The sequence below is a fragment of the Streptomyces sp. MP131-18 genome, from assembly GCF_001984575.1.
Taxonomy (GTDB): Bacteria; Actinomycetota; Actinomycetes; order Streptomycetales; family Streptomycetaceae; genus Streptomyces; species Streptomyces johnsoniae.
This window is the reverse complement of sequence record NZ_LZNS01000001.1, coordinates 2,989,362-3,003,834: the sequence shown is the minus strand read 5'-3', so window position 1 is coordinate 3,003,834 and position 14,473 is coordinate 2,989,362. Positions and strand designations below refer to the sequence as shown.

Annotated in this window: 12 protein-coding genes and 1 pseudogene; 7 read left to right on the top strand and 6 right to left on the bottom strand. The window is 71.7% G+C overall.

Annotation, left to right across the window (positions count from 1 at the left end):
- Positions 1–57: 57 nt before the first annotated feature.
- Positions 58–1,269: a serine hydrolase gene (locus tag STBA_RS13270; protein WP_253195227.1), complete on the bottom strand. Its 1,212-nt coding sequence runs from the start codon at positions 1,267–1,269 to the stop codon at positions 58–60.
- Between the two features lie 198 nt (positions 1,270–1,467).
- Between STBA_RS13270 and STBA_RS13265 the strand changes: the two genes are divergently transcribed.
- The 4 genes from STBA_RS13265 (at position 1,468) to STBA_RS13250 (ending at position 5,884) form a co-directional block, all read left to right on the top strand.
- The gene (locus STBA_RS13265) at positions 1,468–2,778 is read left to right on the top strand and encodes a metallophosphoesterase (protein WP_077059445.1); all 1,311 of its coding nucleotides are present in this window, start codon (positions 1,468–1,470) and stop codon (positions 2,776–2,778) included.
- 183 nt (positions 2,779–2,961) lie between these two features.
- The gene (locus tag STBA_RS13260) at positions 2,962–3,270 is read left to right on the top strand and encodes a carboxypeptidase-like regulatory domain-containing protein (protein WP_077059444.1); all 309 of its coding nucleotides are present in this window, start codon (positions 2,962–2,964) and stop codon (positions 3,268–3,270) included.
- A 115-nt stretch (positions 3,271–3,385) separates the two neighbouring features.
- The gene (locus tag STBA_RS13255) at positions 3,386–5,023 is read left to right on the top strand and encodes an ABC transporter substrate-binding protein (protein ID WP_077059443.1); all 1,638 of its coding nucleotides are present in this window, start codon (positions 3,386–3,388) and stop codon (positions 5,021–5,023) included.
- 21 nt (positions 5,024–5,044) lie between these two features.
- The gene (locus STBA_RS13250; RefSeq protein WP_077059442.1) at positions 5,045–5,884 is read left to right on the top strand and encodes a hypothetical protein; all 840 of its coding nucleotides are present in this window, start codon (positions 5,045–5,047) and stop codon (positions 5,882–5,884) included.
- A gap of 9 nt (positions 5,885–5,893) precedes the next feature.
- Here the strand turns inward: STBA_RS13250 and STBA_RS13245 are convergent, their stop codons facing one another.
- Positions 5,894–7,261, bottom strand: a complete 1,368-nt coding sequence (locus STBA_RS13245; protein ID WP_077059441.1) for an FAD-linked oxidase C-terminal domain-containing protein — start codon at positions 7,259–7,261, stop codon at positions 5,894–5,896.
- A gap of 63 nt (positions 7,262–7,324) precedes the next feature.
- Between STBA_RS13245 and STBA_RS13240 the strand changes: the two genes are divergently transcribed.
- A complete protein-coding gene (locus tag STBA_RS13240; protein WP_077059440.1) occupies positions 7,325–8,080 on the top strand; it encodes a class I SAM-dependent methyltransferase in 756 nt (251 codons plus the stop codon).
- A 9-nt stretch (positions 8,081–8,089) separates the two neighbouring features.
- On the opposite strand, the gene STBA_RS13235 is transcribed toward STBA_RS13240, so the two are convergent.
- Genes STBA_RS13235 through sdhC form a run of 4 tightly spaced genes read right to left on the bottom strand, consistent with a single transcriptional unit; the run spans position 8,090 to position 11,490 of the window.
- A complete protein-coding gene (locus STBA_RS13235) occupies positions 8,090–8,863 on the bottom strand; it encodes a succinate dehydrogenase iron-sulfur subunit (protein WP_077059439.1) in 774 nt (257 codons plus the stop codon).
- Positions 8,863–10,617 carry a succinate dehydrogenase flavoprotein subunit gene (gene sdhA / locus STBA_RS13230; RefSeq protein ID WP_077059438.1) on the bottom strand — a complete coding sequence of 585 codons (1,755 nt, stop codon included), beginning with the start codon at positions 10,615–10,617 and terminating at the stop codon, positions 8,863–8,865. Before sdhA ends, STBA_RS13235 begins: the two co-directional genes overlap by 1 nt.
- A 25-nt stretch (positions 10,618–10,642) precedes the next feature.
- The gene (sdhD, locus tag STBA_RS13225; RefSeq protein ID WP_077063302.1) at positions 10,643–11,104 is read right to left on the bottom strand and encodes a succinate dehydrogenase, hydrophobic membrane anchor protein; all 462 of its coding nucleotides are present in this window, start codon (positions 11,102–11,104) and stop codon (positions 10,643–10,645) included.
- 5 nt (positions 11,105–11,109) lie between these two features.
- Entirely contained in the window at positions 11,110–11,490 is a 381-nt protein-coding gene (sdhC, locus tag STBA_RS13220) for a succinate dehydrogenase, cytochrome b556 subunit (RefSeq protein WP_077063301.1), read from the bottom strand.
- 176 nt (positions 11,491–11,666) lie between these two features.
- Between sdhC and STBA_RS13215 the strand changes: the two genes are divergently transcribed.
- Positions 11,667–13,277: a family 20 glycosylhydrolase gene (locus STBA_RS13215; protein ID WP_077059437.1), complete on the top strand. Its 1,611-nt coding sequence runs from the start codon at positions 11,667–11,669 to the stop codon at positions 13,275–13,277.
- A 279-nt stretch (positions 13,278–13,556) separates the two neighbouring features.
- A pseudogene (locus STBA_RS13210) lies at positions 13,557–14,102 on the top strand (RNA polymerase sigma factor); the annotation flags it as partial.
- Between the last annotated feature and the right edge of the window lie 371 nt (positions 14,103–14,473).

Genomic DNA, 14,473 nt, shown 5'->3' with positions numbered 1-14,473 from the left:
GGATCAACCTGATGGCCAAACTCCTGCTGGTGTGCTGCGCCTGGACGGCCACCGCGGTCACTCCCCGGGAGCGTCCCGAGGCCGACGCGCTGGACGCGGAGCCCGAACGGCGGCCGGCAGCGGATGACGGCGGTGGAACAGCCACGCAGCCGCCGCAAGCACCGCAAGGCCCGCCGCCGTGAACCCGACCACCGCGGGCCCGACCCCGGAACTCCCGCCGCCCGCCGCGCCTTCGAGCGGCACGTCCCCGGCGTTCTTGCCGTCGCCGCTGCCCTCGCCGACGCCCTGCGGGCTGCCGCCTTCGCCCTCCGCGGGCTCGTCGGGCCCGCCGGCGGTCTCGCTCAGCGGCCGCACCAGTTCGCCGACGGGGCGGATCGTCCCGGCCACCGAGAAGCCCCAGTCGAACAGGGCCGCGGTCTCCCGGTAGACGGCGAGGTTGTCGCCGCTGTCCGGGTCCATCACGGTGACCAGCAGCACGCGGCCGTCCCGTTCCGCGACACCGGTGAACGTGTAGCCCGCGGCGCTGGTGTAGCCGTTCTTGACGCCGGCGATGCCCTCGTACGGGTCGAGCCCCGGGGCGCCGACGAGCAGCCGGTTGGTGTTCTGGATCTCGTATGTCTCCCGGTCCTCGCCTTCGCCCTCGCCGGGGAAGTCGGCGTCCGGGGTGGCGGCGTACTCGCGGAAGTCGGCGTTCTGGAGCCCGGAACGGGCGATGAGGGTGAGGTCGTAGGCGGAGGAGACCTGGCCCCTGGCGTCGTAGCCGTCCGGGTTCACCACGTGGGTGTCCGCGGCCTGGAGCTCCTCGGCGCGGGCGTTCATCTCGGCGACGGTCTCCTCCTTGCCGCCGTTCATGGCGGTCAGCGCGTAGACGGCGTCGTTGCCGGAGGCGAGGAAGACACCGTGCCACAGGTCCTCGACCGTGTAGGTCCTGTGGTCGTCGATGCCCACCGCGCTGCTGCCGGGCCCGAGGTCCGCGAAGTGCTCGGGCTGGGCCCGGTACAGGTCATCGCGGTCGAACTTGGGCAGCAGCGCGTCGGCGAACAGCATCTTGATGGTGCTCGCGGGCGGCAGCGGCTGGTGGGCGTCGTGGGCGGCAAGCACCTCGCCGGTCTCGGCGTCGGCGACGAGCCACGACTCCGCGGTCAGCTCCTCTGGCACGGCGGGCACCCCGTCACCGGTGTGCGCCTGTGTGCCCGGCCGGCCGAGGAGTTCACCGCCGATGGCGGGCGCCTGGTCCTCGGCACGGGCGGCGAGAGCGGGAGAGAGCAGCCCGGTGGTGACTATCGACAGCACCAGGGCGCGAACGGGCGTCCGAAAAGAAGACGAGCGATTGAACGGCACACCGCGAACCTACCGTTGCCGCCCGGGAAGCGGTCGGGCGGAGCGGCCCAAACCGGTGAGTGCCCCCGATCATCCGGGGGACGGCGGGCCCACGGATACTGACATCACAGACGAGGAAGGACGCTCATGCCCATCGGCGCCATCATCCCCATGGTCCTGCTCATGGCCGGGGTCCACTGGTACCTCTGGAAACGCCTCGTGCGGGACGTGTCGCGGCCCGGCGGCTGGTACCGGAGAGCCGGCACCGGGCTGCTGGTGGCGCTGCCCTTACTGGCCATCACGGCGACGACCGGCGGCGAGTTCGGTGTGCCGTTCGCCGCCCAGCAGGTCGTGGGCTGGCCGGGCTTCTACTGGTACGCGGCCCTCCTCTACCTCGTCCTGACCCTCCTGGTCTCCGAGCCGATCCGCTTCGCCGTGCTGCGCAGGGCGCGGCGCGCGGCGCCGGAGCGGCAGGCGGAGCCCGTGGCCGAGCCCGTGGCCGAGCCGGTGCCGGCCGGCGCCGCCGCCGGCCCGGCCGCGCCGGCCGTGCCGTCGGCGCCCGTGGGTGAGGCCGGCGGGGACGGGGACGGGGACGGCAGCCCGGAGGCCGCGGGCGGTCCCGATGCCGCGGGGCTGCGCCGCCGGGTCCTGCTGTCGCGCGGCGTGGCGGTCGGCGCGGGAACGGTGACGGCCGGGCTGCTCGGCTACGGCTCGTGGGCCGCGCGGAACCTGACCACCAAACACGTGACGGTCCCGCTGGCCAAGTTGCCGCGGGCAGGACACGGTTACCGCATCGCCGTCGTCAGCGACATCCACCTCGGCCCGGTCGCGGGCCGTTCGCACTGCCAGCGCGTGGTGGACGCGGTGAACGCGACCCAGCCCGACCTCATCGCCGTCGTCGGCGACCTGGTCGACGCCGAGGTGGACGACCTGCGGTCGGCCGCCGCGCCGCTCGCGCAGCTGCGATCGCGCGACGGCGCCTACTTCGTCACCGGCAACCACGAGTACCGGGTCGGCCCGCGCGAGTGGCTGGAGCACGTGGCGGAGCTGGGGCTGCGGCCGCTGGAGAACGCCCGCGACGAACTGGCCCACTTCGACCTGGCGGGCGTCAACGACGAGGACGGCAAGGGGACCGACTTCGGCGGCCCCGACTACGAGGCGGCGCTCGGCGACCGGGACCGGCAGCGGGCCACGGTGCTCATGGCGCACCAGCCGGTGCAGATACACGAGGCCGTGGACCACGGGGTGGACCTCCAGCTGTCCGGGCACACCCACGGCGGGCAGCTGTGGCCCGTCACCTATCTCGCCGGGCTGGCCAACCCGACCCTCGCGGGCCTGGAGCGGTACGGGGACACTCAGCTCTACGTCACCCGCGGCGCGGGGGCCTGGGGCCCGCCGGTCCGCATCGGCGCCGACCCGGACATCACCGTCGTCGAACTGGCCTCCCGCCAGAGCTGACTCGCGGTCCCGCGGTCCCGCGGCCCCGTGGTCGAAGCCCAAAAAGAACGTGCGATTGTCCAGTTTTCGTCTCAAGCTCGCTTCTGAGTCAACTATTCGCGCCACGCTGGTGTCTTGGATAACGACCAGGGAACAAACTGACAGCGTGACGGATACAGAACGCGGTGGCGGAGGAGCGAAGGCATGGCGGACGAGATCGGGGCGGAGGCCCTCATTATCCGGGGCCGCGTACGCGACTCCCTGGGGGTCGCCCTGCCCCGCGCGGTGGTGACGCTGTCCGGGGCCGGCGGTGGACGGCACCTGGTGAAGACGCGCAGTGCGGAGGACGGCGGGTTCACGGTGATCGCGCCGACGCATGGAGAGTACCTGCTGGCCGCCTTCTCGCCCCAGCTCGGCAGCCAGAGCGTGGCGGTCAGGCTCGACGGGCGGCCGGTGGAGGTGGAGTTCCACATCGACGTTCCCGGAGTGCCGGGAGTCGTTCCCGAGACGTGACGGCCCGGTCACAGCGCGAGTTGTGGCCCGTCCGTTGCCCCCTGCGTACTCCATGGGATATGCCCCTGTGGTTGGCTTGGCCCCGCATGATGTCTTCCGAGGAGAGGCGCGGGGAGTGCGACGAATCCGGGCCAGAGGGGCCATAGGTATCGGACTGGCCCTGGTACTGGTGGTCGGTGCGGTTGGCGGCTGGATGTTCTTCCGGTCGGACAGTGACGGGCAGGACCCGATCGTCGTGGGCACCACCTCCACACCATCCATGCTCGATCCGGGCGGTGCGTTCGACGCGGGCGCGTCGATGCTGACGAGCAACCTGTACCAGTCACTGCTGACCTACGCACCCGGCGAGGAGCAGCCCGTCCCGGACGCGGCCGAGGAGTGCGTGTTCACGGACAACCATCTGACGGTCTACCGCTGCGAGTTGCGCGGCGGGCTGACCTTCAGCAACGGCCGGGAGATCACCCCGGAGGACGTCAAGTTCTCCTTCGACCGCATCCTCGCCATGACCGAGCGGGCGGCGCAGGAGGACGCGGACGACAGCATTCCGGAGGACGAGAAGTTCACCTACGCCGGCCCGTCCAGCCTGCTGGCCACGCTGGACGCCGTGCGCGTCGACGGCCGCGACGTGATCTTCGAGCTGAGCAAGCCGGACGCGACCTTCCCCTTCGTCGTGGCCAGCTCCGCGGGCGCGATCGTGGACCGCGAGAACTACGAGGAGCTCGAACCCCGCGCCGACAACGAGGTCGACGGCTCGGGCCCCTACCTGCTCACCGGCTTCGAGGCCGACCAGTACGCCGAACTCGAGCCGAACCCGGACTACGACGGCGCCGCCGAAGTCCCCGAGCACTCGATCCGCGTCGAGTACTTCACCGAGACCGAGGACGCCTCCGCCGAGGAGCTGCTGGCCGACGCGTGGGAGAGCGGCGAGATCGACGTGAACGACGGGAAGATGCCGCCCGAGGTCATGGCGGACCTCAGCGCCAGCGACCCGGAGTACCGTTTCACCGAGTCCACCGGCACCTCCATCCGCACGCTCGGCTTCAACACCCGTGGCGGCGCGCCGATGGCGGACGAGCAGCTCCGGCAGGCCGCCGCCGCGCTGCTCGACCGCGAGGCCATCACCCGCCGCGTGCAGCACGACACCGTCGAGGCGCTGTACTCGCTGATCCCGGTGGGCTTCACGGGCCACGGCACGCCCTACTACGACCGGTACATGGACACCGAGGCCGACGGCCTGCGCGCCGATCTGGAGGCCGCGGGCCACGAGCTGCCCGTGCCCTTCGACCTGGCCTACTCGCGCGGCGCCGCCAACCACGCCGAGGCGGAGCTGATCGAGCGTCAGCTCGAAGCGGACGGCATTTTCGACGTGGAGATCACGTACTACCCGTGGGCCGAGTTCCTGCCCGCCATCTACGGGCAGCACCCCTTCGACGCCTACCTCATCGGCTGGCGCGCGGACTACCCGGACCCGTCCACGTTCACCGACCAGCTCGTCGGACAGGCCGACGGCCTCAACACCGGCTTCAGCAGCGACTCGGTCAACCGGCTGATAGAAGCCACGCAGGCCGAGCCGGACCGCGGCCGGGCGGCCGAGGACTTCCGCACGATTCACGAACAGGCAAGCGAGGCCGCGTCGCTCATCCCGATCTGGCAGGACAAGCGCATCACCATCAGCACCACGGAGATCTCCGGCATCCAGAACCTGTCGTCCAACAGCGGCGTGTGGCGCCTGTGGGAGCTGCGCCGGATCTGATCCGTACGGCAGGATGCGGGCATGGCACGCCTACGGCACACGATCACCCTGACCTCCGTCAGCCGCGGCCACGTCGAGCGCTCCCTCGACGTGGCGCACGCGGTCCTGGAAAGCCTGCGCGGTGAAGGGAGCCAGCTCGTCGCCCCCGACGGCAGGCCCGTTGTCGACATCGCCCTGCGCTCCGGGCAGCATCTGCGGCCCGGTGCGAGATACGGGCTGGTCGACAGCGAGGGACAGACCGTGGACGCCGAGCTGCTGGCCTGGGACCGCGGTCGCGAAACGGGGGTGCGGATCGAGGTGACCGAGCCCGCGCACCTGATCCCCGAGGGCGGCAGGACGGCGAGCGCCCGCATGGTGTCCGCCCTGTGGCTGCGTGGCGCCGAGCGTCCGGAACGGGCCGAGGTGTCCCTGGACGGTGCGCTGCGGCGGCCGGACGGGCGCCGCAGGCGGCTGCGCTGGTTCACGCTGAGCGGCGTGCTCGACCTCGGCCGCTGGTGGGAGGCCGTCACCACGGGCGGCGCCTCGCCCGGCCGCCCGGCGCTGATCGTCCGCGCCCGGCACCCGATACTGCGGGCTGCCGTCCACGCCGGGCCCCGCCCGGGCCCGGACGGGACCTGGCGGCTCGACGTCGTCGTCATGATCCGCGGCCGCGGCCTGGCCAGGCCGGTCGCCGCGGTGCCGCTGCTGGCGACCCGGCGCATGCAGCAGCGCGCGCTCGACCGGGCACTCGAACGGTTCGCCGAGACCTGGCGCACCCGCGTCGTTCCGGAGCTGAACCGCGAGCCCGAGGAGCTGCACCGGCGGCTGGTCGACCACCTGTGCACCCCGCCAGGGCCCGCGCTGCCCGGGACGGAGCAGTGACCCGCGCCCTCAGAGGACCTTGCCCGGGTTGAGAATGCCGAGCGGGTCGAAGACCTGACGGATGGAACGCTGCATCTCAAGGCCCACAGGACCGAGTTCGCGGGCGAGCCAGTCCCGTTTGAGGACGCCGACGCCGTGCTCGCCCGTGATGGTGCCGCCGAGCCGCAGGCCGAGGTCCATGATCGCGTCGAACGAGGCGCGGGCCCGCCGCGCCTCGTCCTCGTCGGTGGCGTCGAAGCACACGGTGGGATGCGTGTTCCCGTCGCCGGCGTGGGCGCACACGCCGATGGTCAGCCGGTGTTCCGCCGCGATGCGGGCCACCCCGTCGAGCATGTCGGCCAGCCTGCTGCGCGGCACGCACACGTCGTCGATCATCGTGGTGCCCTTCACCGCCTCCAGCGCGGGCAGCGCCGCCCGGCGGGCGGCCAGCAGCAGCTCGGACTCGGCCTCGTCGTCGGCCGGGACCACCTCGGCCGCGCCCGCGGCGCGGCACAACTCGCCCACCGCGGCCAGGTCGGCCGCCGGGTCCGCGGTGTCGAACGCGGCGAGCAGCAGCGCCTGCGTCGATTCGGGCAGGCCCATCTTCGTCATCCGGTTGACCGCGGCGATCGTCGTGGCGTCCATCAGTTCGAGCAGCGAGGGCGTGTGCCCCTCGGCCATGATCCGGGCGACCGCCTCGCCCGCCGCCGCGGCCGAGCCGAACTCGGCGGCCAGCACCAGCTGCCGCGGTGGCGCCGGCTTGAGCGCCAGCACGGCGCGGACCACCACGCCCAGCGTGCCCTCCGAGCCGACGAACAGGCGGGTCAGGTCGTATCCGGCGACGCCCTTGGCGGTGCTCCTGCCGGTGCTCAGCAGCCGCCCGTCGGCGAGCACGACGTCGAGGCCGAGCACGTACTCGGCGGTCACCCCGTACTTGACGCAGCACAGGCCGCCCGAGCCGGTGCCGATGTTCCCGCCGATGGTGCACTGCTCCCAGCTGGAGGGATCCGGCGGGTAGGCCAGGCCGTGGGCGGCCACCGCCTTGGACAGGTCGGCGTTGACCACCCCGGGCTCCACCACGGCGATGCGGTCGACCGGGTCGATCCGCAGGACGCGGTCCATCCGGAGCAGGGACAGCACGATGCAGCCGTCGGTGGCGTTGGCCGCCCCGGACAGGCCGGTCCGCGCGCCCTGGGGCACGACGGGCACCCGGACTGAAGTCGCCGTGCGCATCACGTGCTGGACCTGCTCGACGGTGCGGGGCAGCACCACGGCCGCGGGCGCGCCCGCGGGGCAGAAGCTGGCCATGTCGTGGGCGTAGGAGGCGGTGACGTCGCTGTCGGTGAGGACCGCTTCCGCGGGCAGGCCCGCGCGCAGCCGGGACAACAGATCGTTCATGTGTTTCAGCGTGACACCGCGTCCGGCCGCAGGGAAGCCGCCGGGGGGTGCGAGGCTTGCGGCATGGAGAGTTATGAGAGGCACCTGATCACCCACGCGGAGCACCCGATCGCGGCGCCGCTGTCCGACGCCTCGGCCGACGCCTTGCTGGACGCGGCCCTCGCGCATGTGCCGGACGGCGCGGGGCGCCTGCTCGACCTCGGCTGCGGGGAGGGCGCGTGGCCGCTGCGGGCGCTGGCCGCCCGGCCGGCGGCGCGGGCGGTGGGCGTGGATGTGAACGGGGCGGCGCTGGCCGCCGCCGCGCGCGCGGCCGAGGGCGCCGGGGTGGCCGACCGCCTGACGCTGCACGAGACGTCGGCCGCGGGCTTCACGTCGGACCAGCCGTTCGACGCGGTGCTGTGCGTGGGTGCCACCCACGCGTTCGGCGGGCTGCTCCAGACCCTGACGTCGGTGCGTCCCCATCTGGCGCCCGGCGGCTGCGTGGTCGTCGGGGAGGGCTTCTGGGAACGCCCGCCCACGCCGGCGGCGCTGGCCGCGCTCGACGCGGTGCCCGAGGAGTTCGCCGATCTGGGGACGACCGTCGAGCTGGTCCTGGAGGACGGCTGGGCACCGGTGTTCGGGCATACCTCCTCGCTCGCCGAGTGGGACGACTACGAGTGGCACTGGACCGGCTCGCTGACCCGCTGGGTCCTCGACCACGCCGACCACCCCGCCGCGGCCGAGGCCCTGGAGACGGCCACCGCGCACCGCGCGGGCTGGCTCGGCGGCTACCGCGGGGTGCTCGGCTTCGTCACACTGGTGCTCCGCGCCGCCCGCTGAGGGACCCGGTCAGAAGCGGCGGGTGATCAGCGCCTGCTTGACCTCCTGGATGGCCTTGGTGACCTGGATGCCACGCGGGCAGGCGTCCGTGCAGTTGAAGATGGTGCGGCAACGCCACACCCCGTCCCGGTCGTTCAGGATCTCCAGGCGCTGCTCCCCGCCCTCGTCGCGCGAGTCGAAGATGAAGCGGTGCGCGTTGACGATGGCCGCGGGGCCGAAGTACTGCCCGTCGTTCCAGAACACCGGGCAGGAGGAGGTGCAGGCGGCGCACAGGATGCACTTGGTGGTGTCGTCGAAGCGCTCCCGGTCGCGCGGCGACTGGCGGCGCTCGCGGGTCGGTTCGTTCCCCGACGTGATCAGGAACGGCATCATGTCCCGGTACGCCTGGAAGAACGGGTCCATGTCGACGATCAGGTCCTTCAGGACCGTCATGCCCTTCATCGCCTCGATCACGACGGGCTTGGTGCCGACGCCGTCCTTGACATCGGCGATGTCCTTGATGAGGACCTTGCAGGCCAGCCGGTTCTTGCCGTTGATCCGCATGGCGTCCGAGCCGCAGATGCCGTGCGCGCAGGAGCGGCGGAACGTCAGGGAGCCGTCGTGCTCCCACTTGATCTGGTGCAGCCCGTCGAGCACCCGCTCCTTCGGATCGATCCTCAGCTCGAAGTCCTGCCAGTACGCGTCCGCGGACCGTTCCGGGTCGAACCGGCGGATGCGGAACGTCACCGTCACCAGGTGGCCGGTGTCGGCCGCGGGCTGCTTCTCCAACGTCGGGGTTGCCATCAGTACTTACGCTCCGTCGGCTGGTAGCGGGTCTGGACGACCGGCTTGTAGTCCAGCCGGATCGACTCGTTGCCCTCGGTGTCGGTCTCGCGGTACGCCATCGTGTGCCGCATGAAATTGACGTCGTCGCGGTTGGGGTAGTCCTCGCGGTAGTGCCCGCCGCGGGACTCCTTGCGGGCCAGCGCGGAGAACACCAGCACCTCGGCCAGCTCCAGCAGATTGCCCAGTTCGAGCGCTTCGAGCAGGTCGGTGTTGTAGCGGCGGCCCTTGTCCTGGACCGACACGTTCCGGTAGCGGCTGCGCAGCGCCGTGATCTCCTCCAGCGCCTCCTTGAGCGTCTGCTCGGTGCGGAAGACCATCGCGTTCTTGTCCATGGTGTCCTGGAGCGCCTTGCGGATCTCGGTGACCCGCTCGTTGCCCGTGGCGTCCCGCATCCGCTCGACCTCGTCGGCCACGAACTGCGCGGGCGCCTCCGGCAGGTCGACGAAGCCGGCGGTGGCCGCGTACTCGGCGGCGGCGACGCCCGCGCGGCGGCCGAACACATTGATGTCGAGCAGCGAGTTGGTGCCGAGCCGGTTCGCGCCGTGCACGGACACGCAGGCGACCTCGCCGGCCGCGTACAGGCCGGGCACGACGTCGGTGTTGTTGGCCAGCACTTCACCGCGCACGTTGGTCGGGATGCCGCCCATCGCGTAGTGCGCGGTCGGCTGGATCGGAATGGGGTCGGTGTACGGCTCGATGCCCAGGTAGGTGCGCGCGAACTCGGTGATGTCCGGCAGCTTCGCGTCCAGCTGCTCGGGCGGCAGGTGGGTGAGGTCCAGGTAGACGTGGTCCCCCTCGGGACCGCAGCCGCGGCCCTCGCGGATCTCGGTGTAGATGGACCGCGAGACGACGTCGCGGGAGGCCAGGTCCTTCATCACCGGCGCGTACTTCTCCATGAAGCGCTCGCCGTCCTTGTTGCGCAGGATGCCGCCCTCGCCGCGGGCGCCCTCGGTGAGCAGGATGCCCATCTTCCAGATGCCGGTCGGGTGGAACTGGAAGAACTCCATGTCCTCAAGCGGCAGTCCGCGCCGGAACGCTGCCGCCTGCCCGTCGCCCGTGAGCGTGTGCGCGTTGGAGGTGACCCGGTAGAACTTGCCGTTGCCCCCGGAGGCGAAGACGACCGCCTTGGCCTGGAAGACGTGCAGCTCGCCGGTCGCCAGCTCGTACGCCACCACGCCCGCGGTGCTGCGGACCCCGGCCACGTCGTTCAGCAGCAGGTCGAGCACGTAGAACTCGTTGAAGAACTCCACGCCCTCCTTCACGCAGTTCTGGTACAGCGTCTGGAGGATCATGTGCCCGGTGCGGTCGGCCGCGTAGCAGGAGCGGCGCACCGGGGCCTCGCCGTGGTTGCGGCTGTGGCCGCCGAAGCGGCGCTGGTCGATGCGGCCCTCGGGCGTGCGGTTGAACGGCAGGCCCATCTTCTCCAGGTCGAGAACCGAGTCGATGGCCTCCTTGGCCAGGATCTCCGCGGCGTCCTGGTCGACCAGGTAGTCGCCGCCCTTGACCGTGTCGAAGGTGTGCCACTCCCAGTTGTCGTCCTCGACGTTCGCGAGGGCCGCGGCCATACCGCCCTGGGCGGCGCCGGTGTGGGAGCGGGTGGGGTACAGCTTGGTCAGGACCGCGGTCCTGCTGCGTTTGGTGGCCTCGATGGCCGCGCGCATGCCGGCGCCGCCCGCGCCGACGATGACGGTGTCGTACTTGTGGATCTGCATGGCTGTCGTCACACCCCGGGGTCCTTCAGCTGATGTTCGGGTCGAAGGTGAAGATCACCAGGGTGCCCAGCAGCACGGTGAAGACCGTGGCCGTGTACAGGAGCATCTTCAGCCAGAAGCGCGTGCCGTCGCGCTGCGCATAGTCGTTGATGATGGTCCGCAGGCCGAGACCGCCGTGCAGCATGGCCAGCCACAGCATGATGAGGTCCCATGCCTGCCAGAACGGTGAGGCCCAGCGGCCCGCCACGAAGGCGAAACTCACCTTGCTGACACCGCCGTCGAGGACCAGCTGGATCATCAGATGCGTGATCACCAGCACCACGAGGAGGATGCCGGAGACCCGCATGAACAGCCAGCCGTACATCTCGAAGTTGGTGCGGGTGGTGCGCGGGGTGCGGCGGGTGCGGGCGCGCGGCGGCTCGATGACGGGCGCGGGGTGGTCGGGACCGTAGCCGGAGGGGCTGGACCCGTTCGTGTCGATGGCCATGATCATCAGCTCCCGAACAGCTCACGGAACGCGTGCCCGAGCACCGGATAGGCGGCCCCGGCCATCAGAACAGCCCACACGCCCACCACGCTCCACAGCATCTGCTTCTGGTAGCGGGCGCCCTTCGACCAGAAGTCGACGGCCACGACGCGCAGCCCGTTCAGCGCGTGGAACAGTACGGCGGCGACCAGGCCGTACTCCATCACGGCGACCAGGGGCATCTTGTACAGCGCGATGGTGTCGTCGTACGCCTCGGGGGAGACGCGGACGAGGGCGGTGTCCAGCACATGGACGAACAGGAAGAAGAAAACGAGGACACCGGTGACGCGGTGCGCCACCCATGACCACATGCCTTCCCGGCCGCGGTACAACGTTCCTGCCGGCACGGAAGAACCCTTCACACGACGCTCAGTGGGCCGCTGGCCCGGCCGGATACGGTCCACCGGCCGCGGTCATGGTATCCGCGGGGCCCGCTCGCACCGTCCCTGGGGCCTTCGGCGGAAGCAAACGGGCGGGGACGTCATCCGTTTGCGGGGCCATGGCCAACGGTTACCTTCGAGGTATGCAACGTGCGCCATGGCGAATATTCGCACTGGCCGCGGCTGTGCTGGTGATCGCCGTTGCCACGGTGGTCACCGTCGTACAGCGGACCGACGACGCGCCGGTCACGGAGCGTCCCGGAGCGGCCGGCCGGCAAGCGGCCACCCCCACGTCCCCCGCCCCCTCCGCCCTGCCCACCGGCCCCTCGGGGGCCCCGGAAACCATCCCCTTCGTGCGGTCGTTCGAATCGGCCTCCGGGCCCGGCTGGGCACCAGCCGACTCCACCCGCGTCGTCGCCGACCCCGAGGGACCGCTCGCCGACGAGGCCGACCGGCTCGCCGGGGAACTGGACGCCGACCGCGCCGCGGACGGCGCGGGCCCAGGCGACATCGCCCTCGTCCTCGACCCGGACGCGGACACCGGCGCCGAGGGCTACACCCTGATGACCGACGACCGGCAGGTCACCGTCACCGGCAGGACCGAGGCCGGCGTGTTCTACGGCACCCGCACCGTGCGGCAGTCCGTGACCGACCGCGGCGGCCTGCCGCAGGGCACCGTCTCCGACCGGCCGGACCGGCCGCAGCGCGGCCTGATGCTCGACATCGCGCGCAAGCACTTCCCCGCCGCGTGGATCGAGGACCGGCTGCACGAGATGGCCGACCTCAAGCTCAACCAGCTCCAGCTGCACTTCAGCGACGACCAGGGCTTCCGCATCGAGAGCGATTCCCACCCCGAGGTCGTCTCCGACACGCACCTCACCAAGGACGAGGTACGCGGCATCCTCGACCTCGCCGAGTCGCTGCACATCACCGTGATCCCCGAGATCGACTCGCCCGGCCACCTCGGCGCGGTGCTCGCCGCCCACCCCGACCTCCAGCTGACCAGGGCGGACGGCAGTCCGGCCGAGGGCGCCATCGACATCGCCGACCCGGCCGCCGCCGACCTCGTCGACGAGCTGCTGCGCGAGTACGCCGACCTTTTCCCCGGCCGCTTCATGCACCTCGGCGGCGACGAGTACGTGGCGCTGAACGCCACGGACCCCGAGGCCACCTACCCGGGGCTCGCGGAGGCCGCGCGCGAGCGCCACGGCGCGGACGCCGGCGTCTCGGACCTGGCCACCGGCTGGCTGAACGACCGCGCCGAGACCGCGCGCGAGGCGGACAAGATGCCGCAGGTGTGGAACGACGGCATGCACCGCGGCGGCGTCGTCGAGCCGGACCAGGACCGGCAGGTCGCCTACTGGACGGGTCGCGAGCAGGGCGCCCGCGAGCCCGAGGAGTACCTGGACGGCGGATGGCGGCTGGTCAATCTCAACTCCGAGTACCTCTACTACGTGCTCGGCGAGCCGAACCAGTTCACCTACCCGACCGGGCAGCGGATCTACGAGGAGTGGACGCCCGACGTGCTGCGCGGCAGCACCCCGGTGCCGGAGGAGTACGCCGGTGCCGAGCACGTGCCGGGCGGGCGGCTGGCCGTCTGGTGCGACCTCGCCGATGCCCAGACTCCCGAGCAGGTGGCCGAGGGCATCAGGCTGCCGCTCGCCGCCGTCGCCCAGAAACTGTGGGACCCGCGGGAACCAGGCCCCGGCTGGGCGGAGTTCACCCAGTTGGTCGAACGAGTGGAGCGGACATGAGCCGCGGAGCCTTCAGGCGCCGCCAGGCCGCGGGGACTGCGAACAGCCGGGGCCGCCACCCCCCACAGGAGAGACCCCGGCTGCCGCCGGACGCGAGCCTGGCCGGGCCCGGGTCCGTATCCCCTACAGCGTCCGGTCCCGCCATTCTGTTACCGAGCGGATACGTCCGGATGCGCCATGGACTCAGCCGTCCGGGACGCGTAGCGTTCAGACACCAGAGACTCACAGTTACCAGCTCTGAGAAGACTGCGGTGTCAGGGCCGCAAAGGGGGGCCGGGAGTGCAGGGGGCAGACATCGACCTGACCGCGGCGGTGCACGCGGCGCAGGAAGGGGACGAAACCGCGTTCGGGGCCGTTTTCAAAGCGGTCCATCCGCGGCTGCTCGGCTACGTGCGCACCATCGTCGCGGAGCCGGACGTGGAGGATGTCACAGCGGAGGCGTGGCTGCACATATCGCGGGACCTTTCCCGCTTCAGCGGCGACGCCGACCGTTTCCGGGGCTGGACCGCGAGAATCGCGCGCAATCGCGCGCTGGATCACCTCAGGGCACGCGGGCGGCGCCCGCAGGAGATGCGCGCCGACGAGACGACGCTCGCCGACGTGCCCGCCTCGTCGGACACCGCCGAGGAGGCCATGGCCGCACTGGCCACGACCAGGGCGTTCGCCCTGGTCCGCGAGCTGCCGCAGGAGCAGGCGGAAGCCGTGGTCTTACGCACGCTGTTCGGCCTCGACTCGCGGCGGGCGGCCTCTCTTCTCGGCTGCCGTCCCGGCGCGGTACGGACGGCGAACCATCGGGGTCTGCGCAGGCTGGCGCAGTTGGTGGAGCTCGGAGAGGACTGACGCTCCGGGCGCACTTCCCCGGCGTGTAACGGAAATCGAGGCTACGGCGCAGTAAGGAACAGGCCGACTGGTCACCGGCCGACGGGGCAATCCCGAGGTCCCCCCCGTACCTCAGGGAGCCCCAGGCGCGGGCGGGGCGGCTTTCCCCCTAGCCCCGCCCGCGCACCCGGCCTCCGGCCTCCCTGACACGACCAGGCCCCCGCGGGGGGCCGCGCGCCCGCCGGCCGCTTCCCGTCGGCCTCTGCCCGCCGCGCGCCGCTCCGGAAGCTCACTGGAATGCTCGCCGGATGCTCCTGGGGGTCAATCACCCCGCACGTCCACCGGCCCGCGGTGCGGGGCGCGCTCGCCTCCCCACC

Bases quoted from the DNA above. Each gene is read 5' to 3' on its own strand.
- STBA_RS13260 (WP_077059444.1), top strand. From the start codon at position 2,962: ATGGCGGACGAGATCGGGGCGGAGGCCCTCATTATCCGGGGCCGCGTA.
- STBA_RS13245 (WP_077059441.1), bottom strand. From the start codon at position 7,261: ATGAACGATCTGTTGTCCCGGCTGCGCGCGGGCCTGCCCGCGGAAGCG.
- STBA_RS13240 (WP_077059440.1), top strand. From the start codon at position 7,325: ATGGAGAGTTATGAGAGGCACCTGATCACCCACGCGGAGCACCCGATC.
- STBA_RS13265 (WP_077059445.1), top strand. From the start codon at position 1,468: ATGCCCATCGGCGCCATCATCCCCATGGTCCTGCTCATGGCCGGGGTC.
- STBA_RS13250 (WP_077059442.1), top strand. From the start codon at position 5,045: ATGGCACGCCTACGGCACACGATCACCCTGACCTCCGTCAGCCGCGGC.
- sdhD (WP_077063302.1), bottom strand. From the start codon at position 11,104: ATGGCCATCGACACGAACGGGTCCAGCCCCTCCGGCTACGGTCCCGAC.
- STBA_RS13235 (WP_077059439.1), bottom strand. From the start codon at position 8,863: ATGGCAACCCCGACGTTGGAGAAGCAGCCCGCGGCCGACACCGGCCAC.
- sdhA (WP_077059438.1), bottom strand. From the start codon at position 10,617: ATGCAGATCCACAAGTACGACACCGTCATCGTCGGCGCGGGCGGCGCC.
- STBA_RS13215 (WP_077059437.1), top strand. From the start codon at position 11,667: ATGCAACGTGCGCCATGGCGAATATTCGCACTGGCCGCGGCTGTGCTG.